The following is a 25,614-nucleotide window of genomic DNA, read 5'->3' as shown; positions in this document are numbered from 1 at the left end:
TTAGCGCCCCGGCAAGGGGCGTCAACGGTGATTGGAACCTCAGCTGGCCTGAATGCTTTGTCGTGGGGCGGGCACCAGTGCCTGGCCGACCCGTTCCACCAGTAGAGCCATCTCATAGCCGACCTGCCCCACGTCGCATTGACGCCCGGCGAGGACCGCCAGGCACGAACCGTCGCTGATCGACATCAAGAAGAGGTACCCACCGTCCATCTCGACGATGGTCTGCAGCACCGAACCGCCGTTGAAGTAGCGGGCCGTGCCGTGGGTCAGGCTGACCACCCCGGCCGCGATCGCGGCGAGCTGATCGGCCCGGTCCTCCGGCAGGCCGCGCGAGGAGGCCAGCAGAATACCGTCGGCGGACACCGCCACCACGTGGGCGATTCCCGCCACGTGATCGGCGAAGTTGGTCATCAACCAACTCATGTCCTGCATGGCGCCCGGCCTGGTCATCACTGTCTCTCCTCATCGGTGGGCCGGTGAGCGTTGGCCGAACCGCCGTCACTACCGGAGCGGCCACGTTGCACGCCCCTGTGGTAGGCCGACAACAGGCCACGAACCTCATCCGGAGTACGCCGGGTCTTCGCCGCGTTGGCACGCGGGTCGACGCCACCCGGCACGAGCTGAGCCGCCGGGGTCCGCTTGGGCAGGCCCGAACGGGTCGTTCCGCCCGCGGCGGGCTCGGCCGCCGCGGCCGCCGCACGCCAGCCGTCGTCGGCCGCGGTGCGCCAGCTCTCCTCCGCCGGCGGCTGGTACTGCCGCCCGCTCGGCGACTGCGGCGACTGCGACTGCTCCGGTGGAGGCTCCGGCGGCACGTAGGCCGGCGGCACCACGGGCGCACTCGGCGTCATGGGCGGCGGAGGCGTCGACACCGACGGCGCAGGGGGCGACATGGGCGGCGGGGGCGACATGGACGGAACCGACATCGGCGGCGGCGACATCGGCGGCGACATGGGCTGCTGGACCCCGGCGTACCCACCGCTGTTGGCCAGCGCGGCCCCGCCGTTCTGGACGGGCTCGCCCTGTGGTCCGACCGCCGGCCAGTTCCCGGTCGCGGAGTGCCCGTGGCTGCGGAACCAGACCGCCTCCATGGCCCGGAAGATCGGCAGCTCGGCGGTCTCGTCGGCGGGCGGCTTCGGCTGCGTACCGGCGGTGGCCTCGAACGTGTCGGTGGTCGGCGCGTTGCCGTTGACGGTCGTCGGCACCGACGGTGAGACGACCGCCGGGGTCGCGACCGTCGGGGCGGTGACCGGCGGAGCGGTGACCGGCGGGGCGGCCGGCTGGTTGACCGGCGTCCAATCCTGCCGCGCCTCGGACAGTTCGGCCCAGCCGCTCAGGGTGGCGGTGCCGACTCCGCCGCCGGTCAGCGCCGGTGCGCCGGATCCGGCCAGGCCGGGCAGTTGTGGCATGGGCCAGCCACCGGACGGGTTCGTCGTCGGCGCGCCCGGGCCCCGCTCAACCGCCAAGGGCGAACGCGGCCTGGTGACTACGGGCTCGCGACCCCGCAGGCGAGGCAGGATCAGGATGGCGCTGGGGAGGGTGACGCCGGTGATGATGCCGCCCTCCGGGTTGGGGCGCAGTTCAACCTTGATCTCGTACCGGTCGGCCAAGCGGCCGACCACCGCGAGACCCATCATCCGGAACGCCGCGACGTCGACCGACGGCGGTTCGGCGAGCCGCGCGTTCAACGAGCCCATCTGCTCCGGCGACATGCCGAGGCCGCGGTCCTCCACCTGGACCAGCACGTAGTCGCCGATCCGCCGCGCGTCCACCACCACACTGGAGGTGGGCGGCGAGAACCTGGTCGCGTTGTCGAACAGCTCGGCGAGCAGCCGCGCCACGTCGTTGACGGCACGGGCGGCGATCGACACGTCCGGGTCGATGGTGCCGAACTCGATGCGGTTGTAGAGCTCCACCTCGGACTGGGCGGCCCGGACCACGTCGGCCAGCAGTGCGTCCTCCCGACGCGGGGCCGAGGAGTCGGCGCCGGCGAGCACCAGCAGGTTCTCGTCGTTACGGCGCATCCGGGTGGCCAGGTGGTCGAGCTGGAACAGCTGGGCGAGGCGCTTGGGGTCCTCCTCGCCGCGCTCGATGGCGTCCAGTTCACCGATCATGCGGTCGACCAGCGCCTGCGAGCGCCGGGCCAGGTTGAGGAACATCGCCGAAACGCTGGTACGCAGTGCGGCCTGTTCGGCCGCGACCCGGACCGCCTCGCGGTGTACGACGTTGAACGCCTGCGCCACCTGGCCGATCTCGTCCCGGCTGTCGATCTGGATCGGGTCACGCACCTGCCGGGCGATCTCGTCCGGGCTGTTCTCACCGATGTCGCGCACGTCGCGCAGCCGGGCCACCGCCTCGGGCAGGTCCCGGTCGGCCACGCCCAGCGCGCCCTCCCGCAGCCGCGACAGCGCGCGGGCCATGGAGCTGGCGAGCAGGAAGGCGATCAGGATGGCCACGGCCAGCGTGATGAGCACCAGCACCGACTCGATGACCACGTCCCGGATCACCGAGGTTCGCTCGGTGTTGGCGTTGCCGATCAGGTCGGCGTCCATCTGGGTCTCAGCCCAGCGCATCAGGTCGACCTTGGCGCCCACCGCCTCGGCGAAGTTCAGCGCCTCCTCGGTGGTCGGCCTCGAACCCAGCGCCGCGGTCAGCTCGCCGGCGGCCTGGTCGGCCAGCGCGACAGCGTCACCGGTGATCGCGCTGCTGACCAGCGCCTCCTGCTCCGGTGTCGCGGACAGCTCGAAGGCGGCCAGTTCGGACTGCTGCCCGGTCAGCGTCGCGACGACGGAGTTGTACTGCTCGTCGCGCACCACCTGCTGCGGAACCAGCGTCGCGTAGCCGATCGCCTCTTCCTGTGAGGCGTCGTCCTTCGCCTGGGCGAACGCGGCCATCGCGCGCAGGCCATCGGTCAGGTCCGGGTTGGTGCTGACCTGGCTGAGCAGGCCGTGATACGCGACCAGGTCATTGATGATGTCGCCGTAGCGCAGCACCACCAGGCCCGGCGTGACGTTCTGCCGCTGCTTGACCTGCTGGCGCAGCGCGGGCAGCGTCGCCAACTGGGCGTCAATCTTGTTCAGCTGGTCATTGATCGAGGCTGGCGCTCCGGAGAGCTTGCCGCGACGCGCCCGGTAGTCGGCGATGGCGGCGTCGGTGGCCGTCAACTGGGCCGCGTACAGCTTCGGGTAGTCACTGCTTCCCGGGCCGGTATCCGGGCCGGCGAATTCCGCGCCGAGCATCCGCTCATTTTCTAGTTGCTGCGTGGTCTCCGCGACGTCGTTGGACAGGTTGGTCAGCGAGGAGACCAGCTCGGCCGAGATGGCCTGCTGTCCACTGTCGACCAGCCTAGCCACCGCCAGACCGACGATGGCGATGACCGGGACCACCAGAATGAGCGCCAGTTTGGAGCGGATCCGGACGTCCCGCAGACCACGCCGCCGCCTCGGCCGGACGCCGGGCGCCTGGGTGCGCGCCGGCCTGGAATTGCTCGTCCGGGTGCTCACGTCAATGCCCTTCGCTCGCGACCGTCGTGCCGTCCGTGTCCACGTGCTGTGCTCACCGGCACACCCCTCGCTTTGCGACCTCATACGCGCCACTCGCGCCCACGCTGCCGCCTCCGCTAAAGCTCTCGAACCGCACGCCGTTTGGGTAACCGACCCCCGCCGAGCGTCGGCTGGGACTGGCGGCTCGGCCGCGATTTCATCACGTCAGCTACTCCCGGCGGAAGGCTCAGCGCGGTATGAATCCGGCGCACAATACCTGACGTTCCGACTTCGCTTCTACACCGAGCCCCGCCCTACAGCGATGACCAGCGCGGATCCCGCTTTAGGCGGCCTTTCGGCTGGGGCTGGACGCGCGAATATATCGCCAGCACCCTATGTCTTTCCGTGCACGGTCGAATGCGTTAGGTGATCGCCTACGATGGCCGCCGAGTGGCACGATCAACGGCTTGACCCGGGGTATCCGGACCGGCAAGGTTGGATCGCCATTCAACCGGGGAGTCGGCACGCCGGGTACACGGCCGACAAGCGTCCACAATAGACTGAAGCCGCAGACTGGAGCCGCCCGGAGGGGCCGCTCGCCGCGTACCAGGCAATCGTTCTCGCGGCTAGGTAACGGGAGGATCGACGAGTTGAAGAGCAACCGCGTCTCCGTACTGGCGACGGCCGCGATGCTGTCGCTCGGCCTGACCGCCTGCGGTGTGATTGGCAGCCAAGCCGACGACAGCCCGGTCATCATCGGCGCCGACCTGGAGCTCAGCGGCGCCAACGCGGCCGTCGGCAAGGTCTATCAAGACGCGTTGGAGCTGGAGGTCAGCCAGATCAACGCCAACGGCGGGGCCGACGGACACCCACTGCAGCTCGTCATCAAGGACAACCACACCCAGCCGCAGACCGCGGTGACCGACATCGCCTCGCTGACCGCCGACCCGAACCTCGCGGCGGTCGTCACGGGCTCGTGCAGCGCGTGCCTGGCGGCGGTGGCACAGACCCTGCAGGACAAGAAGGTGCCCACCATCTCCCTCGCGGCGGCCGACCTGACGAGCCTCACCGCCGCGGCGGCTGCCGGCGCGGGCAGCGGCGGGTACCTGTTCAAGATCAACCCCAACGCCGAGGACGACGCCGTCATGCTCGCCGGCCAGCTGCAGAGCGACCCGAGCACCCCGGCCCACGACTACGCGGTGCTCACCACCGACGACGCCTACGGCAACACCCTGGCGTCAGACCTCGAGTCGCAGGCGACCAAGAGCAACGCCACCGAGACCGCCAAGGAGCAGGTCGCGGCCGGGGCCAGCGACAGCCGGCTGCGCCAGGCGGTGCAGGAGGCGGTCGACGAGTCCCCCGACGCCCTGGTCATCGCGCTGCTGCCGGACCAGGCCACGGCGGCGGTCGCGGTGGCGCGCGAGGAGAGGTTCTCGGGGGCGATGTACTTCGACGCGATCGGCGCGGGTGACCTGTTCTTCAACTCGGACCAGACCCGTAACCAGATGTCCGGCGTGTCCATGGTCGCGCCGCAGGACATGGTCATCGACGACGTCATCGCCACCTCTCCCGCCGAGACCGCGGCCAAGGAGTGGTTCGACGCGTACACCTCGAAGTACGGTGCGTTCTCGGCCTACTCCCTGTACGCCGCCGACGCGATCCAACTGGTCGCGAACGCCATCGGTACGGCCCACAGCACCCAGCGCGACCAACTCCGGGACGCCTTCGAGAACACGCAGATGGAAGGCTTCGCCGGCCCGCTGCGCTTCACCCCCGACTCGCACTCCGGGCTGAGCCCGCAGGCGCTGGCAAACGTGACCGTCACCGACGACGGCCGTTGGCACCTGACCGCCAGCTGAACATTGGCCCAACCGCGGCCGAGCGGTTACCGGCGAGGGCGTGGGTGAGGCTTGCCTCCCCGCGCCCTCATCCGTCGCACGCATCCGCGAGCGTTCACGGCCCCCGACCGAGCGCGGCGCGATACCTGCGTAAACGCGTCCAATCACTGGCCAAAGGCGGCATGCCCGATGAGGATGTGTGCGGGTGGTGTGTCGGGTTGACGATCGGATACCCTGACCGCCGGATGCACCAGCCCTCGCATCCCATGGAGCTGACATCATGATCAACTTGACCGACGTATCACAAACATTCGTCGGCCGGTCCGGTTCGGTCGAAGCCCTACGCCACGTCGACGTGAGCGTGGGCGAAGGCGAATTCCTGGCGGTCGTAGGCCGATCCGGATGCGGGAAGTCGACCCTGCTGCGCCTGATCGCCGGCCTGGTAAAGCCCACTTCCGGTGAGGTGACGGTCGACGGCAGCCCGGTTGCCGGACCTCGGCGCGACGTCGCCCTGATGTTCCAGCGCCCCGCGTTGCTGCCGTGGCGCAGCGTGCTGCGCAACGTCATGCTTCCGGCCGAGATGTTCGGCTGGGACCGCTCCGAGCACCGCGAGAACGCCGAACGGCTGTTGAAGCTCGTGGGGCTCACCGGGTTCGAGAAGCGGCTGCCACACGAACTGTCCGGCGGCATGCAGCAGCGCGTCGCGTTGTGCCGCGCACTGATTCAAAGCCCCCGGGTGCTGCTCATGGACGAGCCGTTCTCCGCGCTGGACGCGCTGACCCGCGAGGAGCTCTCGGTCGAGCTGCAGCGGGTCCACATGGAGATGGGTACGACCATCGTGTTCGTCACCCACTCCATCGACGAGGCGGTCCTGCTCGCCGACCGGGTGCTGGTGCTCAGCTCGCGCCCCGGTCAGGTCCGGAAGATCGTCGACGTGGACATCCCTCGGCCGCGCTCGCTCGGCATGGGCGCGCACGTCGAGGAGGTCGCCCGGTCCAGCGCCGAGCTGCACGAGCTGCTGCTCGAGCCCGCGGCGGCGTAAACCCCACGACCGCGCCGACGACTCGGCACCGGCTGGCGGATCGAGATACGCCGGTGGCGGGTCGCGTCGGTCGCCGCCCATTTCGTACGCTGGCCGGCATGGCCGTACGGACCTGGACGGGGCCACTGGCAGTCGCGTTCGGCGCCGGTGTCCTCGCCGGCGCCGGGCAGTTGGGCATCGGCGACGGATTGGGCATCCTGCGCTGGGATCAGCGCGCGATCGGCCCGGCGCCCTGGCACACCCAGCTGACCTGGATCGCATTCATAGCGTCGAGCGCGGTCGTCGTCGCGGCCCTCGCGGGTGACTGGCGAGCGGTCCGGCAACGCCAGCGCCAGGACGTTGTCCGGCGGGTGGCGACGGTGGTGGCCGGCGCGATCGGTGCGGCCATCGTCGTGCCCCTCACCGCGCGCCAGGCCGGTGGCGTCACGCTCACCGAGACCGGGGATCCGCGGCTGACTATCGGGCTGACCGCCGGGGCCGGACTGCTGATCGGGCTGTTCGCCGCGCTCGCCGTGCTCACCTTTCCGGCGGTACGCGGCAACGTGACCAGCTGCATGGCGTGGGTCTGGCTGGCCTCAATGATCTCGGCGGTGTGGACCCTCGGACACGGGTCGACGTGGGCCACCGCCCGGCTGGCCCAACTGCCGGCGGGCGGGGCCTGGACACCCGCGGTACTGATCGGCGCACCGGTGCTCGTCGCGCTCGTGGTCGCCACGGTGGCCCGGCTCGCCGGGGGTCAGCCCGTCACGGTCTCCGCCTCGGGCGCGACCGGTCCGCTACTGGTGGGGCTGGCGTACCTGCTTGCCGGCCCGGCCGGTCAGTCGACGGCGTACTGGTCGGCACTGATCGCGATCGGGGCCAGCGCGGCGGTCTCGGTACCGGTGGCGCTGGTTCGCCGCCCGACCAGCGGAATACTCGCTCCGGCCGGAGCCCATGCCGCGTCGCCGCCCGCCGAAAACTCCGCCACAGAAGCCTCCGGCACAGAGACCTCCGCCACAGAAGCCTCCGCCATAGGGACCTCCGGCACAGAAACCTCCGACACAGGGACCTCCGGCACCCCGAATCCGAGCGCACCGACCGACAGCTCAGAGCCTTCCGCCGAGGATCTCGGTGCGGTGAATTCCGCCGCCAAGGCTTCCGCGTCCGAGGTTCCTGCCGCCAAGGGTCCTGCCGCCGAGGCTCCCGCGGCTGGCGCCTCCACCGTCCGGACCGAATCCGACCCGGGCTCGTCGGCGACCGACCCCACCGGCACCCCCGATTTCGCATCGGCGACCGGCCGCGCGGGCCTGCTGCGGGCCGCTCGCGCCTTCCGTCGGGGCAGGCGGGACGTGCCGGCGACGCGGCCCGATGGCCCTCCCGCGCCGGCCGCGGCCGCCACACCCGTACCCGACCCGTCACCCGCCCCGGATCTGTGGTCCACGACCGGTGACGAGGCCGGTACGGCCGAGCACGCCGCCGGGGGCCGGTGGGTGCCCGCCGAGCGACCGCCGGTCGGCGGTGCCGTTGGCGGAAGCACCGGCGACCGGAGCGACCATGAGCGCGACAGCGGCGCCGGTTCGGATGGCGGTGGTAAGCAGGGCGGTGGTAAGCAGGGCGGTGGTAAACAGCACGGTGATAAGCACGGCGCCGGTAAGCACGGTGCTGGTCAGGACGGTGCTGGTCAGGAGGGTGCTGCCCCACGCATCCCGCGCGCGCGGAGGGCACCGGCCGTCGAGACCTCACGGCCGAGCGCCGCGCCCCTGACCTCGGCCGTGACGCCGGACGACCCCCGCACGCCGGCCGACCGTCGCAGGGCCGCCGACCCCCGCACGCTCGCCGGCAACGGCCCGACCACCGGCAACAGCCAGGCCACCGGCAACAGCCAGGCCACCGAAGCCCCGCCGGCGGGCGAGGCCGTCGCGGCGCCCACCACCGGGGCGGCGGTCGCCGCCGAGGCACCGGCCGCCAAGGGCGCCGACGACTACGGCACCGCGGCCGCCGGTGAGCCGCTGGCAGCCGCGCCCGAGCGCCGCCGTGGCGGCCTGCGCTGGGGCCTGAAGAGGTCCAGGCGGCCGGCGGACGACACGCGGCTTCCCGCCGAACCCCCGGCCGCGGACCCGACCCCGGCCTCGCCGCCCGCCGCGACCGCACCGGAGAACCCGGCCGCGGCACAAACCCCGACCAGACCACAAACCCCGACCAGACCACAGGCTCCGACCACGCCATCGGCCCCGACTTCACCGTCGGCGCTGACTACGCCATCGGCTCCAACCACGCCGCAGGCCCCGACCACGGCACAGCTCGCGAGCATGCCGCCCACCCCGGGCGTGCCCTCCGCGAGCACGCCGCGGGCCGCGCCCGCGTCCGATCGCAGCGGGGCGGCGCCGGCCGAAGACGCGGCACCACCCAGGCAGGAAGACGCGGCACCGCCCAGGAAGGCGGCGAGGCGCAGGAAGGCCGCCGAGCCTGAGCAGCCGGCGCCGCCGGCCGAGGCGACCGGACCCCGGCAAGCGACCGAGACCGCGACACCGGTCGCCCCCGCCGCCGCGCTGAGCTCCTGGGATGGGGCCACGAGCGAGACCACCACCCGCCCCGCCAAGGCCGGGAGACCCGCCGCGGAAAGCCCGGCCGCCACCGACCGACCCGGTGCCGAGAATTCTGGTAGCGAGAAGACCGGCAGCGAGAAGCCCGGTGCCGAGCAACCCGCCAACGAGACGACGGCGACGGCGGGCCGGCCGGCGAGGGGCAGAAGGGCATCCAAGAAGGCCACCACGGCCGAGCCCGCCGCGACTGGTGCCGCGACCGGACCAGCCACGACCAGGCCCGCCACGACCGGGTTGCCCGCCGCCGGGCCCGGCCAGTCCGCGCCGACGGAGCCGGCGGAGCCAACCGAATCGATCGACCCAGCCGACCCCGCCGGTACCGAGGAACCCACCAAGCGTGGGCGTTGGGGCTCCCGCCGCAAGCCGACCGAGGTCAAGCCTCCGGCGCCCGAGCCCGACGACGAGTACATGGACTGGGTCAAGGGGCTCGGTGTGAAATCCCCGTCCGTGCGGCTCGGCGGCAACCGGGCCGCCCGGCATGCCCGGGAGGGCGACGACGAGACCGGGCGCCCATCAGCCTGACCCGCTCGTCACGGGGAGGTACACGGCGCCGCCGGACGCCACGAACTCGGCCGACTTCTCGCTCATGCCGGCGGCGACCGCGGCGTCAATACTGACGCCGTGCTCCGCCGCGTACCGCTGCAGTTCCTGACCGATCTTCGGGGAGCAGAACCGCGGCCCGCACATCGAGCAGAAGTGCGCGACCTTCGCCTGCGGGACGGGCAGCGCCTCGTCGTGGCACGTGCGCGCGGCCTCCGAGTCGATCGCCAGGTCGAACTGGTCCTCCCAGCGGAACTCGAAGCGCGCCTTGGACACGGCGTCGTCCCAGGCCCGGGCGCCCGGATGACCCTTGGCCAGGTCGGCCGCGTGAGCAGCGATCTTGTACGCGATGACCCCGGCCTTGACGTCCTCGCGGTTCGGCAGCCCGAGGGCGCCCTTGGGCGTGATGTAGCAGAGCATCGCGGTGCCGTACATCGCTCCCATCGCGGCGCCGATGGCCGAGGTGATGTGGTCGTAGCCCGGCGCGATGTCGGTGGTCAGCGGGCCGAGGGTGTAGAAGGGTGCCTCCCGGCACCACTCCTGCTGCAGGTCGACGTTCTCCTTGATCTTGTGCATCGGTACGTGGCCGGGGCCCTCGATCATCGCCTGCACGTCGCGGCGCCGCGCCACCCAGGCCAGCTCGCCGAGGGTCCGCAGCTCGGCGAGCTGGGCCGGGTCGTTGGCGTCGGCGATGGACCCCGGCCGCAGCCCGGCGCCGAGGGAGAGGGTGATGTCGTACTGCGCGAGGATCCTGCATAGGTCCTCGAACCGGGTGTACAGGAAGTTCTCCTGATGGTGCGCCAGGCACCAGGCGGCCATCATGGAGCCGCCACGCGAGACGATTCCGGCGATCCGCCCGACCGCCAGCGGGATGTGCCGCATCAGCAGGCCGGCGTGCACCGTCATGTAGTCGACGCCCTGCTCGGCTTGCTCGATGACGGTGTCCCGGAACAGCTCCCAGGACAGCCGGGTCGGGTCGCCGTCGACCCGCTCCAGCGCCTCATAGATCGGTACCGTGCCGATCGGTACCGGCGCGTTGCGCACGATCGCCTCGCGGGTCTCGTGGATGCGCTCGCCCGTGGTCAGGTCCATCACGGTGTCCGCGCCCCAGCGTGTGGCCCAGCGCAGCTTCTCCACCTCCTCATCGACGCTGGACGTTCCCGACCCGGAACCGATGTTCGCGTTCACCTTGACCAGGAAGCGTTTGCCGATGATCATCGGCTCCGACTCCGGGTGGTTCGCGTTGGCCGGCAGCACGGCTCGGCCGGCCGCGATCTCGTCGACCACCGTGGAGACCGGCACGCCCTCACGCAGCGCCACGAACTCCATCTCCGGGGTGGCCATGCCCGCACGGGCGAAGCGCAGCTGCGTGCCGCCGGCGACCCGTTCGGCCACCCACGGCGCCCGCAGCGGCGGCAACCCGACGGCCGGCCCGTCCGGGGCCGGTCCGGATGTGTCGTAGAGCCTGACCGCCGAGCCGTCGCCCGCTAGCGTCACTTCACGGAACGGCACCCGGATGTCGGTGCGCGGGCCCGTCACATAGACCTTCATGTCCCCCTCCACTGAAGCCCAGACGATTTCAGCGGGCCGCGTTGCCCACCCTCGAAACGCCGCGATCCGGGGCGAGGCGCCCCGGATCGCGAGAGATTTACGCAGTTGCAGTTATCAAGTGCGATTGGCACTTGCATGGGCACTGTGCTCACCGCGGCCGATGCGCGGCCCTTCGGTGCCGGATCTCGATCCCGACGCGCATCCGGGACCAGACGCAACCGGCTCGTGCATGAGCTCACCGCCGCTCCTCCCTGCGCCGGCATTACCCGGATCAGGTTCGACGGTCAGGGGCGCCTCAGCCCCACTCTCAGCCCAGTGCTCCGGGCTCCCGTGGAAAGTTGTGTGTCTTTTGACGTTATGCGCGGTGACCGTTCTGCGCAACGGTGGTTCAGCCGATGTCCCAGGTCGGTTCGGGTGCCTCCACCACTTCGCCGTCGCCCTGGAACACCAGGAACCTGTCGAAGGAGCGGGCGAACCAGCGGTCATGGGTGACCGCGACCACGGTGCCCTCGAACCCCCGCAGCCCGTCCTCCAGCGCCTCGGCGGAGGCCAGGTCGAGGTTGTCGGTCGGCTCGTCCAGCAGCAGCAGGGTCGCCCCGTCGCATTCCAGCAGCAACACCAGGAACCGGGCCTGCTGGCCGCCGGAGAGCGTGTCGAACACCTGGTCGCCCTGGCCGGCCAGCTCGTACCGGCCCAGCACCTTCATGGCCGCGTGCCGGTCCATCCCGGCGCGGCGCTCGCCGCCCCGCCACAGAATGTCCACCAGGGTCCGCCCCATCAGGTCGGGCCGGTCGTGAACCTGGGAGAAGTGGCCGGCCACGACCCGCGCGCCGAGCCGGGCCGAGCCCGAGGCCGCCACCGGCTCCACCGTGGACAGAGCGGGAGCCTCCGGCTCGGTACCGCCGACGGCGAGCAGCCGCAGAAAGTGCGACTTGCCGGTACCGTTGCCGCCCAGCACCGCCACCCGGTCGCCGTACCAGACCTCCAGGTCGAACGGGTAGGTCAGCCCCTCCAGCTCCAGGCCCTCGCAGATGATCGCCCGCTTGCCGGTGCGCCCGCCGGACAGCCGCATCCGGATGTCCTGCTCGCGCGGCGGCAGCGTGGGCGGCCCGGCCTCCTCGAACTTGCTCAGCTTGGTCTGCGCCGACTGGTACCGCGAGGCCATCTTCGAGTTGTACGACGCCTTCTGCTTGTACATCAGCATCTGCGCGCGCAGCTTCTCGCGCTCCTCGTCCCAGCGCCTGCGGTCGCGCTCCAGCCGCTCGTGCCGGTCGGACCGCGCCGAGTGCCAGGACTCGAACCCACCGGGGTGCACCCAGGCCGAGCCACCCTCGACGGCCACCACCCGGTCGGCGGTGCGGGCCAGCAGCTCACGGTCGTGCGACACGTACAGCACCGACTTCGAGGACTCGGCGAGCCGGCTCTCCAACCAGCGCTTGGCCGGCACGTCCAGGAAGTTGTCCGGCTCGTCGAGCAGTAGCACCTCGTCGCCGCCGCGCAGCAGCAGTTCCAGCGCGAACCGCTTCTGCTGCCCGCCCGAGCAGGTACCGACCCGGCGGTCCCGCACCGCGTCCCAGGACAGGCCCAGGGCGGCGACCGCAGCGGTGTCGAACAGCACCTCGGCGTCGTACCCGCCGGCCTCGCCCCACCCGGTCAGCGCCTCGGCATAGCGCAGCTGCGCCTTCTCGTCCGCCGGTGCGCTTCTCATCGCGCGCTCGGCGGCGGCCACCCGCTCGCCGGCCTGCCGGACCAGCGGCGCGGCCAGCGACAGGGCGAGGTCGCCGAGGGTACGGTCGTCGTCGATCATCCCGATGAACTGGCGCATCACGCCCAGGCCGCCGGCGCGCGCGATGGCGCCGGTCCGCACCGGCAGGTCGCCGGCGACCATCCGCAGCAGCGTCGTCTTGCCGGTCCCGTTCGGGCCGACCAGCGCTATCTTCGCGCCGTCCGCGACCCGGAAGGACACGTCGGCGAACAGCGTGCGGCCGTCGGGCAGGATGTGACCCACCCCGGCGACGTCGACGTACCCCATGGTTACCGGATTGTGGTCATCGATGCGACTCTCGTCACCTGGTTTACTCTGAGTGATGCACCGACAACACTCGGTACCCTTTCTGTGACGCGCACCGCTCCACCCGGTACCCCTGCCCGGACAGCCAGTCCTGCAGCGAGTCCCCGCCGAGGTTGCGGCTGACCACCAGCCAGGCCGTGCCGTGCGGGGCCAGCCGTGGCAGCCAGCGCAGCAGGAGTTCGTGCAGTTCGGCCTTGCCGATGCGGATCGGTGGATTGCTCCAGATCTCGTCGAATACCACCTCGTCGGGCACCTGAGCCGGGGTGGCCGGGATGATCCGGTCGGCCAGGTCGAGCGCCGCGGCGTTCTCGGCGACCAGTTCCAGGGCCCGGGAGTTCACGTCCACGGCGTAGACCCGCGCCGCCGGGGAGCTCGCCGCGAGTACAGCGGTGATCGCCCCGTACCCGCAGCCGAGGTCCAGGTACGCCCCGCCGCGCGGGCCGGGCAGCGGAGCCTTGCGCAGCAGCACGGCGGTACCCGGGTCGAGCCGCTGCGCCGAGAACACCCCGGTCGAGGCGGTCAGCGTGAATTCCCGCCCGCCCGCCTCGAAGGTCACGGTACGGGCGGCCGGAGCCGCGGCCGGCTCGGCGCTGAAATAGTGGTCACCGGTCATTTGAGGATTGTGGACCGGCCCTATCAGTTGCCCGCGAGCGCCCGGCCTTGGGTAGCCTATCCGTCATGACTTACGGGTACGGCGAATCGCCGGACGGATGGCGCCAGCCAGCCGAGCCGGACCCGTCCGACCAGAGCCGACGCCGGGTCCCCGGGCAGGCCAACGGCCGGGACAGCGCCGGCGGTGGGCAGCCACCCCGGGGGTACGACGAGCGGTCGAACCCCGGCTCGTACCCGCCCGGCCGGGGCTCGGCCCCCGGCACGTACGCCTCCGGCGGGCGCGGCGTGTACTCGTCCGGCGGCCGGGCAGCCGTGCCGCCCAGCGGGCAGCCTCCGGTCCCCGGCCAGCCTCCCCGCCAGTCCCCCGGCGTGTACGGCTCCGGCAGCCGATCCGGCGCCCCGGACAGCGTGCCGCCCCCGCCGCCGTACCGCCCCTCGTGGCCGTCCCGCGGCATGCCGGAGGCCGAGCCGAGCTGGCCGACTCCGGGCCGCCCCCAGCCGGACAACGGCTGGTCGGGCCAGCCCCAATCGGGGCCGGCCGGACCGTACAACCCGGGCGATGGCACCTATGGCCACCCGAACTCCGGCCGCGGGCGGGCGAGCGTGGGCTCGCCCCAGGTGCCCGACCAGCGCGCCCGCACCGCACCGGGGCGCCGGGGCGCGGCCTCGTCGTACGGCAGCCGGCGCGGCCGGGCCGGCGGCGATGCTCGGCTGCCCAACCGGCTCTGGATGTCCGTCCTCGGCGGCGTGATCGTCGCCGCGCTGGTCGCCGTCGGGGTGGCCAGCACCCTGTTCATGGTCCACGACCACGGCTCCGGCTCGGCGAGCGCGCACGGCTCGGATGAGCAGCGCAAGCACGACATCTCCAGCCAGCAGGTGGACCCCAGCCAGCTGACCCCGACCGAGGTCTTCCCGGCCGGCATGGTCACCCCGGATCCGGCCGACCCCGGGTACAAGGTGATGAAGACGGAATCGACGGCCTGCGCGACCGCGGCGGTGGGCGACCTGGCCACGCTGATGGCCCAGGATGGATGCAGCCAGGTGGTCCGTGCCACGCTGGTCTCGCCCGACCAGTCGTACGTGATCACTACCGGCATCTTCAACCTGAAGAACACGGCCGGGGCCGAGGCCGTCGACAACGCGATCGACACGAGCGTGAGCAGCCACAAGGGCCGCTTCCCCGGGCTGGCCGCCGGCGGCGCGACCGACGTCATCGGCACCGCCCCCACCCAGATCGGCTGGGACTCCGAGGGTCACTTCCTGGTCTACTGCGTGGTCGCCCGCGCGGACGGCAAGGACATCGACTCCAGCGACGACACCGCCTCGAAGATCATTAACGACCTGGTCGAGGTCGACCTCAAGGGGACGGTCATCGCGAACCGGATTACGCCCCGCCCGTCGAGCAGCCCCAGCTCCGCGTCAAAGAAGTGAGCGCCGGCTGCGGGTGACCTCCGCCCGCGCCGCGAAGTCCGGCTCGGTGACCGGGTAGTCGACGGCCACCAGGGTGAGCCCGTGCGGCGGGGCCACCGTCACCTCGCTCGCCCTGAGGTCACGGGTCAGCAGCCCGGCCGGCCACGATACCGGGCGCCGGCCGTCCCCGACCGTGAGCAGCGCACCGACCAGGCTGCGCACCATCGCCTGGCAGAACGCGTCGGCCTGGACCGTCGCCACCAGCACACCGTCCGGCTCCCGCCGCCAGTCCAGCCGACTGATCGCACGGATGGTGGTGGCGTTCTCCTTGCGGCGGCAGTACGCGGCGAAATCGTGCTCGCCGAGCAGCCCGGCCGACCCGTCGTTCAACGCCGTCAGGTGCAGCGGCCGCGGCCAGGCCAGCAGGTACCGCGCCCGGAGCGGGTCGGCGCCCCACGGCGAGTCGGTCACCCGGTACTCGTACCGGCGCGACAGTGCCGAGAACCGGGCGTCGAAGCTCGCCGGTACGGCGGTAGCGGCCCGTACCCGTACGTCCGGGGGCAGCAGGCCGGCCAGCCGCCGTACCAGGGTGCCGCCCCGTTCCGCCCAGGTCACCGCCGGTATGTCCACGTGGCACACCTGCCCGGTGGCGTGTACGCCGGCATCGGTGCGCCCGGCCACGGTCAGGCCCGCGATCTCACCGAAGATCCGCGACAGCGCACCGGCGAGTACGCCGGCCACTGTCCGCCGCCCGGGTTGGGCGGCCCAGCCGGAGAAGTCCGTACCGTCGTAGCCCACGTCCAGTCGGACCCGGGTCGGCGCCGCCTCGCCCGCAGGGCTAGAACTCGCCGCCTCGGAGAGAACTGGCCCAACGACAACGAGCCCGGCGTCCCCATCGGGAACGCCGGGCTCGATCCGTTCTTCGCTCAGGACTTGCTGTCCTCGGGCTCGACGTCGTCCGCCGAGTCGGCCGAAGCCAGCGGCTCGTTCGCCACCGGCTCGTCCTCGGCCGGTGCGGCGGCGGGGGCGGCAGTCTCCTCCTCGCCGGCCAGTGCGGCGACAGCGTCGGCGCGAGCCGTCTTGCGGGCGGCGACCCGGCCGGGCGCGGCCTTCGTCGGCGCGACGGACAGCTCCTCGACCAGCTCGATGATCGCCATCGGCGCGGCGTCACCCTTGCGCGGCCCGGTCTTCACGATCCGCGTGTAACCGCCCTGGCGGTTGGCGAACCTGGGCGCGATCTGGTCGAACAGCGCGTACACCACGTCCTTGTCCCGGACCACAGTGAGCACGTGCCGCCGAGCGTGCAGATCGCCGCGCTTGGCCTTGGTGATCAGCTGCTCGGCCAGCGGACGCAGCCGCTTGGCCTTCGTCTCGGTGGTGGTGATCTTGCCGTGCTTGAACAGTGACGTGGCGAGGTTCGCCAGCATCAGCCGTTCGTGCGCGGGGCTGCCGCCGAGGCGGGGACCCTTCGTGGGCGTGGGCATTGGTGCTCCTTCTCCAGGGGCAGCGGGTCAGAGCTGCTCGGTCTCGCGGTAGTCGTCGGTGTCGTAGTCCACGTCGGAGAAGGTGTCCACGACGTGCGTCGGGTCGAAGGTCGGCGCCGAATCCTTCAGCCCCAGGCCCATGCCGGCGAGCTTCATCTTGACCTCGTCGATGGACTTCTGGCCGAAGTTCCTGATGTCGAGCAGATCCGCCTCGGTGCGGCCGATCAGCTCCCCGACGGTGTTGATGCCCTCGCGCTTGAGGCAGTTGTACGAGCGGACGGTCAGGTCCAGCTCCTCGATCGGCAGCGCCAGGTCGGCGGCCATCTGCGCGTCCTGCGGCGACGGGCCGATGTCGATGTGGTCGGCCGTCTCGTCCAGCTCGCGGGCCAGACCGAACAGCTCGACCAGGGTCGAGCCGGCCGAGGCCAGCGCGGTACGCGGAGTGATCGAGGCCTTCGTCTCGACGTCGATGATCAGCTTGTCGAAGTCGGTCCGCTGCTCGACGCGGGTCGCCTCGACGCGGTACGTGACCTTCATGACCGGCGAGTAGATCGAGTCCACCGGGATCCGGCCGATCTCCGCGCCGGCCTGCTTGTTCTGCGAGGCGGTGACGTAGCCGCGACCGCGCTCGACGGTCAGCTCCATGTCCAGCCGGCCCTTGCCGTTCAGCGTGGCCAGCTTCAGGTCGGCGTTGTGCACCGAGACCCCGGCCGGGGGCTGGATGTCTCCAGCGGTGACGTCGCCGGGACCCTGCTTGCGCAGGTACATCGAGACCGGCTCGTCGTGCTCGGAGCTGACGCACAGCTCCTTGACGTTCATGACCAGCTCGACCACGTCCTCCTTGACACCGGGGATCGTGGTGAACTCGTGCAGGACGCCGTCAACCTTGATACTGGTGACCGCCGCACCCGGGATGGACGACAGCAGGGTGCGCCGCAGGGAGTTACCCAGGGTGTACCCGAAGCCCGGCTCCAGCGGTTCGATGGTGAACCGGGACCGGGTCTCGCTGATCGGCTCCTCGTTGAGAGACGGCCGCTGCGTGATGAGCACTTGCTTTTCCTCCGATACGTCGGGCGCCCGCTATTTGACGCCAACGTTTGGGTGGCGGCCGCCCAGGTCGGGCGGCCGCCATGAAGCTCTTACTTCGAGTAGTACTCGACGATGAGCTGCTCCTGGACCTGGGTGTCGATGACCTGCCGGGCCGGGAGAGTGTGCACGAGGATCTTCAGCTGGCTGGGGATCGCCTCCAGCCACGCCGGCACCGTCCGCGAACCGGACTCGGCGACGGCGATGACGAACGGGGTCAGCTGGCGGGACGACTCCCGGACCTCGATGATGTCGTGCTCGCGAACCCGGTACGACGGGATGTCGACCTTCTTGCCGTTGACCACGAAGTGGCCGTGCTTGACCAGCTGACGGGCCATGTCACGGGACTTGGCGTAGCCGGCGCGGTAGACGACGTTGTCCAGGCGGGACTCCAGGATCTGGAGCATCACCTCACCGGTCTTGCCCGGCTTGCGGACCGCCTCGTCGTACACCGCCTGGAACTGCCGCTCCAGCACGCCGTACACCCGGCGGGCCTTCTGCTTCTCACGAAGCTGGAGCAGGTACTCGGTCTCCTTCGGGCGCCCACGGCCGTGCTGGCCGGGCGGGAAGGGACGCGACTCGAACGGGCACTTCGGCCCATCGCACTTGCTGCCCTTGAGGAACAGCTTCATCTTTTCCCGACGGCAACGGCGGCAGTCGGCACCAGTGTATCGAGCCATCTCTATCTATTCCTTCTCAGACCCGGCGACGCTTCGGCGGACGGCACCCGTTGTGCGGCTGCGGCGTGACGTCGGCGATGGTGCCAACCTCAAGCCCGACGGCCTGCAGTGAGCGGATGGCGGTCTCCCGGCCGGAGCCCGGACCCTTCACGAACACATCGACCTTGCGCATGCCGTGCTCCATCGCCCGGCGTGCGGCGGCCTCGGCGGCCAGCTGCGCGGCGAACGGAGTCGACTTGCGGGAACCCTTGAAGCCGACCTGGCCGGCAGACGCCCAGGAGATGACGGCCCCGGTCGGGTCGGTGATCGACACGATCGTGTTGTTGAAGGTGCTCTTGATGTGCGCCTGTCCGTGCGCAACGTTCTTGCGTTCCTTGCGCCGTACCTTCTTAGCGGCGGCGCCGGTGCGTGCCTTCGGCGGCATAAGCTTCTTAATCCTCCTGAATCGGTCCGCTTGAACACGACCTCGCGAGGGACCACCCCGACCGGCTCGAGACGGCACCGCGCTGGTTGGCGCCGCTCATGGCCAGGTGTCTCCCGGAGTCGCTGGCGAACCGAGCGCTCCTGATTGTTACTTCTTACCGGGCTTCTTCTTGTTCGCCACGACCTTCTTCGGGCCCTTGCGCGTACGCGCGTTCGTGCGGGTCCGCTGGCCGCGCACCGGGAGGCCACGGCGGTGGCGGATGCCCTGGTAGCAGCCGATCTCGACCTTGCGCCGGATGTCCGCCTGGATCTCCCGGCGAAGGTCACCCTCGATCCGGAAGTTGGCTTCGATGTAGTCGCGGAGCTGGACCAACTCGTCGTCGGTCAGGTCCTTGACCCGCTTCCCGGGGTCGACATTGGTAGCAGAGAGCGTCTCGGCGGCGCGGGTGCGACCGATCCCGAAGATGTAGGTGAGTGCGATCTCCATCCGCTTCTCGCGCGGAAGATCAACACCGACTAGACGTGCCATGGATGGGCGTGCTCCTCGTATTCGCGGAGGTCTGTGCCCGTCCCGTCCCCACCTGCCCGGGTGGGGCCTCGGCCTCCAACCGAGGGTCAGCCGAGTCCATCAAAGTGTCGATCACATCGACGAACCGCGGCTGGGACGAACCTGTCTTGTCATGCGGGGGCAGCGCCCGGACGTTCAGCCCTGGCGCTGCTTGTGACGCGGGTCGGTCTTGCAGATGATCATGACCCGGCCGTGCCGGCGGATCACCCGGCAGTTGTTGCAGATCCGCTTAACGCTCGGCTTGACCTTCACTGGTTACCCTTCACTGGTCAACCGGACGTCACTTGTATCGGTAGACGATGCGGCCACGGGTGAGGTCGTATGGCGAGAGTTCCACCACGACCCGGTCTTCCGGCAGAATACGGATATAGTGCTGCCGCATCTTGCCGCTGATGTGTGCCAAGACCTTGTGTCCGTTGGCGAGCTCGACCCTGAACATGGCGTTCGGAAGTGGCTCGATAACTCGGCCCTCGATCTCGATGGCCCCGTCTTTTTTCGGCATGTCCTCCGCTACCTGACGTCCAGTTAGATGACAGGCTCACAGAATCCATCGCAAATGCCAGTGGCGGGTGCCAGGACATTCACGCCAGCCGCGGAACCATCATGCCGCCGAAGCGCAGGGCAGGCATGACAGTGTGGACGCTGTGCGCCGAAAAAGTAGTCTACGCGTACCGACACGCCGACGGCAAACGCGCTCCCGTTTCCCGGCGCGTCGATTGACACCAGACCTTCGAGCGACTACCGCCAGCGGTACTGGCGGCCCTGGTAGCGCGCCCGGCGGTCGGACTCTTCCCGGTCGAGAAAGCCCTGGTCACGCGGCCCCCGGTCAAACCGGCCATGATCAAATCTACCATGATCAAACCGACCGCGGTCGTACCTGCCACGATCGAACCCGCCACGGTCGTACCGCTCCCGATCGAGACGCTGACGGTGCCGCTGGTCCTGGTGGTGCTCGGCCAGGTACCGGTGGGGGTCGCCGCTGGCGTACGCCTTGAGCGTCCGGATGAGCAGGATGGCGCCCCAGGGCCCGGCCACCCAGATCGGCCACGGGTACCCGCCGAAGTCGCTGGCCACGTAGATCACCGTGCAGATCACGGTCGCCGTGAGCCAGCCGCCCCACAGCGCCAGCATCCACGGCGGTACGCCCCGGCGAGGCTGCCCGCCGGCGGCGTCCGGTGCGCTCGGTGTCCCCGATGGGGCGCCCGTCCCGAATGTCGCCGATGCGACCCTGGCGTCTTGCGGGCTGGTTGTCGGCGGTAGATCGTCGAGGATCCCGTCCAGCTCGCCGTAGGTCTTCGCCGCGTACGCCTGCTGCAGCCGCTCGTCGTACTCCGACAGGTTCAGGCGGCCCTCGTTGAGCGCGGCCTGGAGCCGATCAGCCACGAATTGCCGGTCCGAGTCAGCCGCCCGCAGGTCGTCACGTCGTTCCCCCATGCGAAAAGCGTGGCACGTTATGACAACAGCGGCCAGTGTCGCTTCCCTTACTCGACGACCGAACGACCGACGACCGAACGACCTGCGACCGAACGACCGGCGACGGGCGCCCCACCCATCCTTGAGGCGGCCTCACCGGCCCTCAGCCGGGCACGGCGACCGTCAAGCAGGCCACCCGGCCCTCGGCCGGGGTCGGCGATTCTCAGGCGGGCACGGCGATCCTCAGGCGGGCTCGGCGTGCGAGGTCAGCAGCTCGCCGAGGCGCTCGCGGCCACCGTCGTGCGCGGTGAACACCCAGGCCCCGTCCTCGTACAGCCCGATCGAGTGCTCGACGTGTACGGCGGCGGAGCCGTCCCGGCTGACCACCGTCCAGCCATCGGACTGCTCGACGGTGTCCGCCGATCCCAGCGTGATCATCGGCTCGATGGCCAGCGCCAGGCCCGCCACCAGCCGAGGGCCCTTGCCCGCCCGCCCGTAGTTGAGCACGTGCGGATCCTGGTGCATTTCGGTGCCGATGCCGTGGCCGCCGTACCCGCGCACGATGCCGTACCGGCCACCGGCCCCGCGTACCGACGCCTCGACCGCTGCGGAGACGTCGGTGAGCCGGCCACGCCCGGACCGCACTCCACGGGCGGCAGCGGCGATCCCGGCCCACATGGAGTCCTGCGCCACCTCGATCGCCCGGGCCAGATTCGGCTTGACCTCACCGACGGCGACCGTGATGGCGGCGTCGCCGTGCCAGCCGTCCAGGATCGCTCCGCAGTCGATGGAGATCAGGTCACCGTCGGCCAGCACCTGCTTCGGCGAGGGGATGGCGTGCACGATCTGCTCATTGACGGACGAGCAGATCGTCGCCGGATAGCCGTAATAACCCTTGAACGAGGGCACTGCCCCGGCCGCCCGGATGTTCCCCTCGGCCAGCGCATCTAGTTCGGCGGTGCTCACCCCGGGCGCCACCGCCTCCCGGAGCTTGGCCAGGGTGTCAGCTACCACCAGCCCCGCGGCCCTCATCTTCAGCAGCTGTTCAGGCGTTTTGTACTGGATGTTCAGCGTTGCGGCTCGCATTCGTATCCTCAGCTCAGCCCGCTGACCGCGGCACCCTTGCTCGGTGCCGCCGACGGGCTCGACTCTTTCCTACCCGGCCCGCTTGACGCGACACGGCCGGCGGGCAGAACAAAAGCCCTTCTCAACCGCCATATGAGCGGAGTGCGTCGATCGCCCGCACGGTGACGTCCTCGACCGGCCCGGTCGCGTCGATGCCGACCAACTTGTTCTGCGCGCCGTAGTAGTCCACCAGCGGGGCGGTGTCCCGTGAGTAGACCTTGAGCCGCTCGGCGATCACGTCCGGCTTGTCGTCATCGCGCTGGTACAGCTCCCCGCCGCAGCGGTCACAGGCCGCCTCCTGGCTCGGAGCGTCGAACTCGACGTGCCAGATCTTGCCGCAGCCGCGGCACTGCCGCCGCCCGGACAGCCGCCGGATCACCTCGTCGTCGTCGACGACCAGCTCGAGCACCAGGTCGAGCTGGGTACCGAGGTCGGCCAGCAGCTTGTCCAGCGCCGCCGCCTGCGGAAGGGTGCGCGGGAAGCCGTCCAGGAGGAAGCCGTCGGTCGCGTCCGGCTCGGCGAGCCGCTCACGCACCATGTTGATCGTGACCTCGTCCGGCACGAGCTGCCCGGCGTCCATGTAGCGCTTGGCCTCGACGCCCAGCGGCGTGCCCTGCCCGACGTTCGCGCGGAAAATGTCCCCGGTCGAGATCTTCGGCACGGAGAGGTGAGCGGCGATGAACTCGGCCTGAGTTCCCTTGCCCGCCCCGGGCGGACCCACGAGCACCAGCCTCACGCGGCCACACCTCCCCGACCTGCCCGGCTCCCGATCATCTGGCCCGGCCCGAATCTGCTCAAGAAGGCGCGCGGCGCCGCGAGTACTCTCGCGGCGCGACGCGGCCATCGGGTTTGCCCGCTCACTACCTCAGGAACCCTTCGTAGTTGCGCTGCATGAGCTGGCTCTCGATCTGTTTCACCGTCTCCAGGCCGACGCCGACGATGATCAAGACAGCCGTACCCCCGAAGGGGAAGTTCTGTTTATTGTTGCCGACCAGGCCGATGAACAGGTTCGGCAGCACGGCGATGATCGCCAGGTAGAGCGCACCCGGTGCGGTGATCCGGCTCAGGATGAAGTCCAGGTACTCGGACGTCGGCTTGCCGGGCCGGATGCCGGGGACGAAACCGCCGTACTTCTTCATGTTGTCCGCGACCTCGGTCGGGTTGAACGTGATCGAGACGTAGAAGTACGTGAAGAAGAGGATCAGCAGGAAGTAGATGGTGATGTTCACCCAGTCGTTCTGCTTGATCAGGTGGTTGTTGATGAACTTGTACAGCGCGTTCGGATGGTTCGCGTCCATCAGCTGCAACAACAACTGGGGCAGGTAGAGCAGCGAGGAGGCGAAGATCACAGGGATGACACCGGCCTGGTTGACCTTCAGCGGGATGTAGGTGGAGGTCCCTCCGTACATCCTTCGCCCGACCATCCGTTTCGCGTACTGCACGGGCACGCGGCGTTGCGCCTGTTCCATGAAGACCACGGCGGTGATCACGATGACCCCGATCGCCATGATCAGGGCGAACACGCCCCAGCCGCGGCTGGTCTTGATGGACCAGCCCTCGCTGGGCAGCCGGGCCGCGATCGAGGTGAAGATCAGCACGGACATGCCGTTGCCGATCCCCTTGTCGGTGACCATCTCACCGAGCCACATGATCACGCCCGTGCCGGCGGTCATCGTCACGACGATGACGCTGACCGTGAGCCACATCGGAATCTTGGTCTGCGGAATCACCGGGAACTGGTCGCACTGGTTGTTGAACAGCTGCCCGGATCGGGCCAGCGCGACGAACGCGGAGGCCTGCAGGACCGCGAGACCCAGGCTCAGGTACCGGGTGTACTGCGTGATCTTGGCCTGGCCGGCCTGGCCCTCCTTGCGGAGCTGCTCCAACCGCGGGATCACGACGGTGAGCAGCTGCAGGATGATGCTCGCCGTGATGTAGGGCATGATGCCCAGCGCGAAAACCGACAGCTGCAGGAGCGCGCCGCCGGAGAAGAGGTTCAGTAGGCTGAAGACCCCATTGCTGCCGTTCTGCACGATTTTGACGCACTGCTGCACGTTGCCGTACGACACACCAGGGCTCGGCAGGGTGGCGCCGAGCCGGTAGATGGCGATCATCGCTAGCGTGAAGAGCAGCTTTTTACGCAGGTCAGGCGTTCGAAACGCACTGAGAAAGGCGGAGAGCAACTTCTTCCTCCTGCGCGGAGCGGCCCGCGGTGCGGGATCTGTGGCCAGGGTGTAGAACAAAAGCCTAGCTGGGAACGGACTCTAACAGTCCGCCCCGACTTCGGTGAGGGGTGGATGACACATCGTCAGCCACCAATTGGAGATCATGGCGCCCGCCGGTCGCACGCGCAACCACGCGGACGCCACGACTCGAAACGTCGCGGCCCGGCCGCCGCAGCGGTCCGCCCGTAGAACGGGCGGACCCGACGACCGGTTCCACAACCCTGCCTATCAGATTTCCGTGGTCGTTCCGCCGCCGGCCTCGATCTTCTCCTTCGCCGACGCGCTGAACGCGTTCGCCGACACCTGGAGGGTCACTCCGCCCAGCTCACCGGTACCGAGAATCTTTACCGGCTGGCCCTTGCGCACCGCACCCGCCTCGACGAGCTCGGTGATGCCGACCTGGCCGCCCTTGGGGAACAGTTCGGCGAGCCGGTCCAGGTTGACGACCTGGAACGTCACCTTGAACTTGTTCTTGAAGCCCTTGAGCTTCGGCAGTCGCATGTGGATGGGCATCTGCCCACCCTCGAAGGTCGCCGGAACCTGGTACCGGGCCTTGGTGCCCTTGGTACCGCGGCCGGCGGTCTTACCCTTCGAACCCTCACCGCGACCGACGCGGGTCTTGGCGGTCTTCGCGCCCGGAGCCGGACGCAGGTGGTGGACCTTGATCGTCATTACTCGACCTCCTCGATCTTCACGAGGTGGTTCACGGTGAAGATCATGCCCCGGATCTCGGGGCGGTCCTCCTTGACCACCACGTCGTTGATCCGCTTCAGACCGAGCGTGCGCAGCGTCTCGCGCTGATTACGCTTCGACCCGATCTCGGACCGGACCTGGGTCACCTTCAAACGTGCCATCACGCCCCCACTCCGGCGCGAGCGGCGAGCATCGCGGCGGGCGCGACGTCCTCGACCGGCAGGTTGCGTCGGCTGGCGACCGCCTCCGGCGACTCCAGCATCCGCAGGGCGTTCACCGTTGCGTGAACGATGTTGATCGGGTTCGACGAACCGAGGCTCTTGGACAGCACGTCGTGGATGCCCGCGCACTCCAGCACGGCACGCACCGGACCGCCCGCGATGACGCCGGTACCGGCACTGGCCGGCTTCAGCAGCACCACGCCCGCGGCGTCCTCGCCCTGCACCGGGTGCGGGATCGAGGAGCCGATCCGGGGCACCTTGAAGAAGTGCTTCTTGGCCTCCTCGACACCCTTGGCGATGGCGGCCGGCACCTCCTTGGCCTTCCCGTACCCGACGCCGACCGTGCCGTCTCCGTCGCCCACCACGACGAGCGCGGTGAAGCTGAACCGCCGGCCGCCCTTGACGACCTTGGCGACCCGGTTGATGGTGACTACCCGCTCAAGGTGCGGGGTCTTCTCGACCGGCGCGTTGCCCCGGCCGCCCTCACGGCGATTGTCCCGACGGTTACCGCCCTCGGCGTTGCCGGACCCGCCGCCCCTGCGCTGTTGACCTGGCATGAAGCGTTCTCCTT

At 70.0% G+C, this 25,614-nt stretch carries 24 protein-coding genes and 1 riboswitch; of the genes, 4 read left to right on the top strand and 20 right to left on the bottom strand.

What is annotated here, in order from left to right; genetic code table 11:
* Positions 1-39 precede the first annotated feature (39 nt).
* Complete coding sequence (locus tag ABEA87_RS02455) at positions 40-450, bottom strand: roadblock/LC7 domain-containing protein (protein WP_345625564.1); 411 nt, start codon at positions 448-450, stop codon at positions 40-42.
* Entirely contained in the window at positions 450-3,500 is a 3,051-nt protein-coding gene (locus ABEA87_RS02450) for a sensor histidine kinase (protein ID WP_345625562.1), read from the bottom strand. The genes ABEA87_RS02455 and ABEA87_RS02450 overlap by 1 nt, the downstream gene beginning before the upstream one ends.
* A gap of 629 nt (positions 3,501-4,129) precedes the next feature.
* On the opposite strand from ABEA87_RS02450, the gene ABEA87_RS02445 reads away from it, so the two are divergent.
* The 3 genes from ABEA87_RS02445 to ABEA87_RS02435 all read left to right on the top strand — a co-directional run bounded on the left by ABEA87_RS02445 (position 4,130) and on the right by ABEA87_RS02435 (position 9,463).
* The gene (locus ABEA87_RS02445; protein ID WP_345625560.1) at positions 4,130-5,338 is read left to right on the top strand and encodes an ABC transporter substrate-binding protein; all 1,209 of its coding nucleotides are present in this window, start codon (positions 4,130-4,132) and stop codon (positions 5,336-5,338) included.
* A 259-nt stretch (positions 5,339-5,597) separates the two neighbouring features.
* Positions 5,598-6,359, top strand: coding sequence for an ABC transporter ATP-binding protein (locus tag ABEA87_RS02440; protein ID WP_345625558.1), 762 nt, complete (start codon positions 5,598-5,600; stop codon positions 6,357-6,359).
* Positions 6,360-6,457: 98 nt separating this feature from the next.
* Positions 6,458-9,463: a hypothetical protein gene (locus tag ABEA87_RS02435; RefSeq protein ID WP_345625556.1), complete on the top strand. Its 3,006-nt coding sequence runs from the start codon at positions 6,458-6,460 to the stop codon at positions 9,461-9,463.
* Here the strand turns inward: ABEA87_RS02435 and thiC are convergent.
* From thiC to ABEA87_RS02420, 3 genes are all read right to left on the bottom strand, one after another.
* Positions 9,455-11,032 carry a phosphomethylpyrimidine synthase ThiC gene (thiC, locus tag ABEA87_RS02430; RefSeq protein WP_425570715.1) on the bottom strand — a complete coding sequence of 526 codons (1,578 nt, stop codon included), beginning with the start codon at positions 11,030-11,032 and terminating at the stop codon, positions 9,455-9,457. The two genes, ABEA87_RS02435 and thiC, sit on opposite strands and share 9 nt — an antisense overlap.
* 231 nt (positions 11,033-11,263) lie before the next feature.
* Positions 11,264-11,374, bottom strand: a riboswitch (TPP riboswitch).
* A gap of 46 nt (positions 11,375-11,420) precedes the next feature.
* A complete protein-coding gene (locus tag ABEA87_RS02425; RefSeq protein ID WP_345625552.1) occupies positions 11,421-13,064 on the bottom strand; it encodes an ABC-F family ATP-binding cassette domain-containing protein in 1,644 nt (547 codons plus the stop codon).
* Positions 13,065-13,107: 43 nt separating this feature from the next.
* Entirely contained in the window at positions 13,108-13,716 is a 609-nt protein-coding gene (locus tag ABEA87_RS02420; protein WP_345625550.1) for a class I SAM-dependent methyltransferase, read from the bottom strand.
* 65 nt (positions 13,717-13,781) lie between these two features.
* Here ABEA87_RS02420 and ABEA87_RS02415 point away from each other — a divergent pair, with 65 nt between their 5' ends.
* A complete protein-coding gene (locus tag ABEA87_RS02415) occupies positions 13,782-15,146 on the top strand; it encodes a hypothetical protein (protein WP_345625549.1) in 1,365 nt (454 codons plus the stop codon).
* On the opposite strand, the gene truA is transcribed toward ABEA87_RS02415, so the two are convergent.
* From truA to rpsE, 15 genes are all read right to left on the bottom strand, one after another.
* Entirely contained in the window at positions 15,135-15,929 is a 795-nt protein-coding gene (truA, locus tag ABEA87_RS02410) for a tRNA pseudouridine(38-40) synthase TruA (RefSeq protein ID WP_345625774.1), read from the bottom strand. The genes ABEA87_RS02415 and truA overlap by 12 nt on opposite strands.
* 122 nt (positions 15,930-16,051) lie before the next feature.
* The gene (rplQ, locus tag ABEA87_RS02405; protein WP_345625547.1) at positions 16,052-16,609 is read right to left on the bottom strand and encodes a 50S ribosomal protein L17; all 558 of its coding nucleotides are present in this window, start codon (positions 16,607-16,609) and stop codon (positions 16,052-16,054) included.
* A 27-nt stretch (positions 16,610-16,636) separates the two neighbouring features.
* The gene (locus tag ABEA87_RS02400) at positions 16,637-17,659 is read right to left on the bottom strand and encodes a DNA-directed RNA polymerase subunit alpha (RefSeq protein WP_203915930.1); all 1,023 of its coding nucleotides are present in this window, start codon (positions 17,657-17,659) and stop codon (positions 16,637-16,639) included.
* A gap of 89 nt (positions 17,660-17,748) precedes the next feature.
* Positions 17,749-18,375, bottom strand: coding sequence for a 30S ribosomal protein S4 (rpsD, locus tag ABEA87_RS02395; protein WP_345625546.1), 627 nt, complete (start codon positions 18,373-18,375; stop codon positions 17,749-17,751).
* 16 nt (positions 18,376-18,391) lie between these two features.
* Positions 18,392-18,799 carry a 30S ribosomal protein S11 gene (rpsK, locus tag ABEA87_RS02390; protein WP_345625544.1) on the bottom strand — a complete coding sequence of 136 codons (408 nt, stop codon included), beginning with the start codon at positions 18,797-18,799 and terminating at the stop codon, positions 18,392-18,394.
* Between the two features lie 147 nt (positions 18,800-18,946).
* Positions 18,947-19,327 (bottom strand): 30S ribosomal protein S13, encoded by a 381-nt coding sequence (rpsM, locus tag ABEA87_RS02385; RefSeq protein ID WP_345625542.1) that lies wholly within the window; start codon positions 19,325-19,327, stop codon positions 18,947-18,949.
* 174 nt (positions 19,328-19,501) lie between these two features.
* On the bottom strand, positions 19,502-19,618 hold the full coding sequence (gene rpmJ, locus ABEA87_RS02380; protein WP_203915934.1) for a 50S ribosomal protein L36: 117 nt from the start codon (positions 19,616-19,618) through the stop codon (positions 19,502-19,504).
* A gap of 28 nt (positions 19,619-19,646) precedes the next feature.
* On the bottom strand, positions 19,647-19,868 hold the full coding sequence (gene infA / locus ABEA87_RS02375; protein ID WP_007073013.1) for a translation initiation factor IF-1: 222 nt from the start codon (positions 19,866-19,868) through the stop codon (positions 19,647-19,649).
* Between the two features lie 236 nt (positions 19,869-20,104).
* A complete protein-coding gene (locus ABEA87_RS02370) occupies positions 20,105-20,800 on the bottom strand; it encodes a DUF1707 SHOCT-like domain-containing protein (protein ID WP_345625540.1) in 696 nt (231 codons plus the stop codon).
* 222 nt (positions 20,801-21,022) lie between these two features.
* Positions 21,023-21,865 (bottom strand): type I methionyl aminopeptidase, encoded by an 843-nt coding sequence (gene map, locus ABEA87_RS02365; protein WP_345625538.1) that lies wholly within the window; start codon positions 21,863-21,865, stop codon positions 21,023-21,025.
* Positions 21,866-21,986: 121 nt separating this feature from the next.
* Entirely contained in the window at positions 21,987-22,640 is a 654-nt protein-coding gene (locus ABEA87_RS02360) for an adenylate kinase (protein WP_345625536.1), read from the bottom strand.
* Positions 22,641-22,764: 124 nt separating this feature from the next.
* A complete protein-coding gene (gene secY / locus ABEA87_RS02355) occupies positions 22,765-24,087 on the bottom strand; it encodes a preprotein translocase subunit SecY (protein ID WP_345625534.1) in 1,323 nt (440 codons plus the stop codon).
* A gap of 270 nt (positions 24,088-24,357) precedes the next feature.
* Complete coding sequence (gene rplO / locus ABEA87_RS02350; protein ID WP_345625532.1) at positions 24,358-24,801, bottom strand: 50S ribosomal protein L15; 444 nt, start codon at positions 24,799-24,801, stop codon at positions 24,358-24,360.
* Positions 24,801-24,983, bottom strand: coding sequence for a 50S ribosomal protein L30 (gene rpmD, locus ABEA87_RS02345; protein WP_203916133.1), 183 nt, complete (start codon positions 24,981-24,983; stop codon positions 24,801-24,803). Before rpmD ends, rplO begins: the two co-directional genes overlap by 1 nt.
* The gene (gene rpsE, locus ABEA87_RS02340) at positions 24,983-25,600 is read right to left on the bottom strand and encodes a 30S ribosomal protein S5 (RefSeq protein WP_345625530.1); all 618 of its coding nucleotides are present in this window, start codon (positions 25,598-25,600) and stop codon (positions 24,983-24,985) included. The genes rpmD and rpsE overlap by 1 nt, the downstream gene beginning before the upstream one ends.
* Positions 25,601-25,614 lie beyond the last annotated feature (14 nt).

Source organism: Rugosimonospora acidiphila (assembly GCF_039543385.1).
GTDB classification, from domain to species: domain Bacteria; phylum Actinomycetota; class Actinomycetes; order Mycobacteriales; family Micromonosporaceae; genus Rugosimonospora; species Rugosimonospora acidiphila.
The sequence above is the reverse complement of the archived record's forward strand: the minus strand, read 5'-3'. Positions and strand labels throughout refer to the sequence as shown.

Coding starts and splice junctions, on each gene's coding strand:
- ABEA87_RS02455 (WP_345625564.1), bottom strand. CDS start 450: ATGACCAGGCCGGGCGCCATGCAGGACATGAGTTGGTTGATGACCAAC.
- rplO (WP_345625532.1), bottom strand. CDS start 24,801: ATGACGATCAAGGTCCACCACCTGCGTCCGGCTCCGGGCGCGAAGACC.
- ABEA87_RS02425 (WP_345625552.1), bottom strand. CDS start 13,064: ATGGGGTACGTCGACGTCGCCGGGGTGGGTCACATCCTGCCCGACGGC.
- ABEA87_RS02440 (WP_345625558.1), top strand. CDS start 5,598: ATGATCAACTTGACCGACGTATCACAAACATTCGTCGGCCGGTCCGGT.
- ABEA87_RS02435 (WP_345625556.1), top strand. CDS start 6,458: ATGGCCGTACGGACCTGGACGGGGCCACTGGCAGTCGCGTTCGGCGCC.
- map (WP_345625538.1), bottom strand. CDS start 21,865: ATGCGAGCCGCAACGCTGAACATCCAGTACAAAACGCCTGAACAGCTG.
- rpmD (WP_203916133.1), bottom strand. CDS start 24,983: ATGGCACGTTTGAAGGTGACCCAGGTCCGGTCCGAGATCGGGTCGAAG.
- rpsK (WP_345625544.1), bottom strand. CDS start 18,799: ATGCCGCCGAAGGCACGCACCGGCGCCGCCGCTAAGAAGGTACGGCGC.
- ABEA87_RS02415 (WP_345625549.1), top strand. CDS start 13,782: ATGACTTACGGGTACGGCGAATCGCCGGACGGATGGCGCCAGCCAGCC.
- thiC (WP_425570715.1), bottom strand. CDS start 11,032: ATGAAGGTCTATGTGACGGGCCCGCGCACCGACATCCGGGTGCCGTTC.
- rpsE (WP_345625530.1), bottom strand. CDS start 25,600: ATGCCAGGTCAACAGCGCAGGGGCGGCGGGTCCGGCAACGCCGAGGGC.
- ABEA87_RS02370 (WP_345625540.1), bottom strand. CDS start 20,800: ATGGGGGAACGACGTGACGACCTGCGGGCGGCTGACTCGGACCGGCAA.
- ABEA87_RS02420 (WP_345625550.1), bottom strand. CDS start 13,716: ATGACCGGTGACCACTATTTCAGCGCCGAGCCGGCCGCGGCTCCGGCC.
- rpsD (WP_345625546.1), bottom strand. CDS start 18,375: ATGGCTCGATACACTGGTGCCGACTGCCGCCGTTGCCGTCGGGAAAAG.
- rpsM (WP_345625542.1), bottom strand. CDS start 19,327: ATGGCACGTCTAGTCGGTGTTGATCTTCCGCGCGAGAAGCGGATGGAG.
- infA (WP_007073013.1), bottom strand. CDS start 19,868: ATGCCGAAAAAAGACGGGGCCATCGAGATCGAGGGCCGAGTTATCGAG.
- rplQ (WP_345625547.1), bottom strand. CDS start 16,609: ATGCCCACGCCCACGAAGGGTCCCCGCCTCGGCGGCAGCCCCGCGCAC.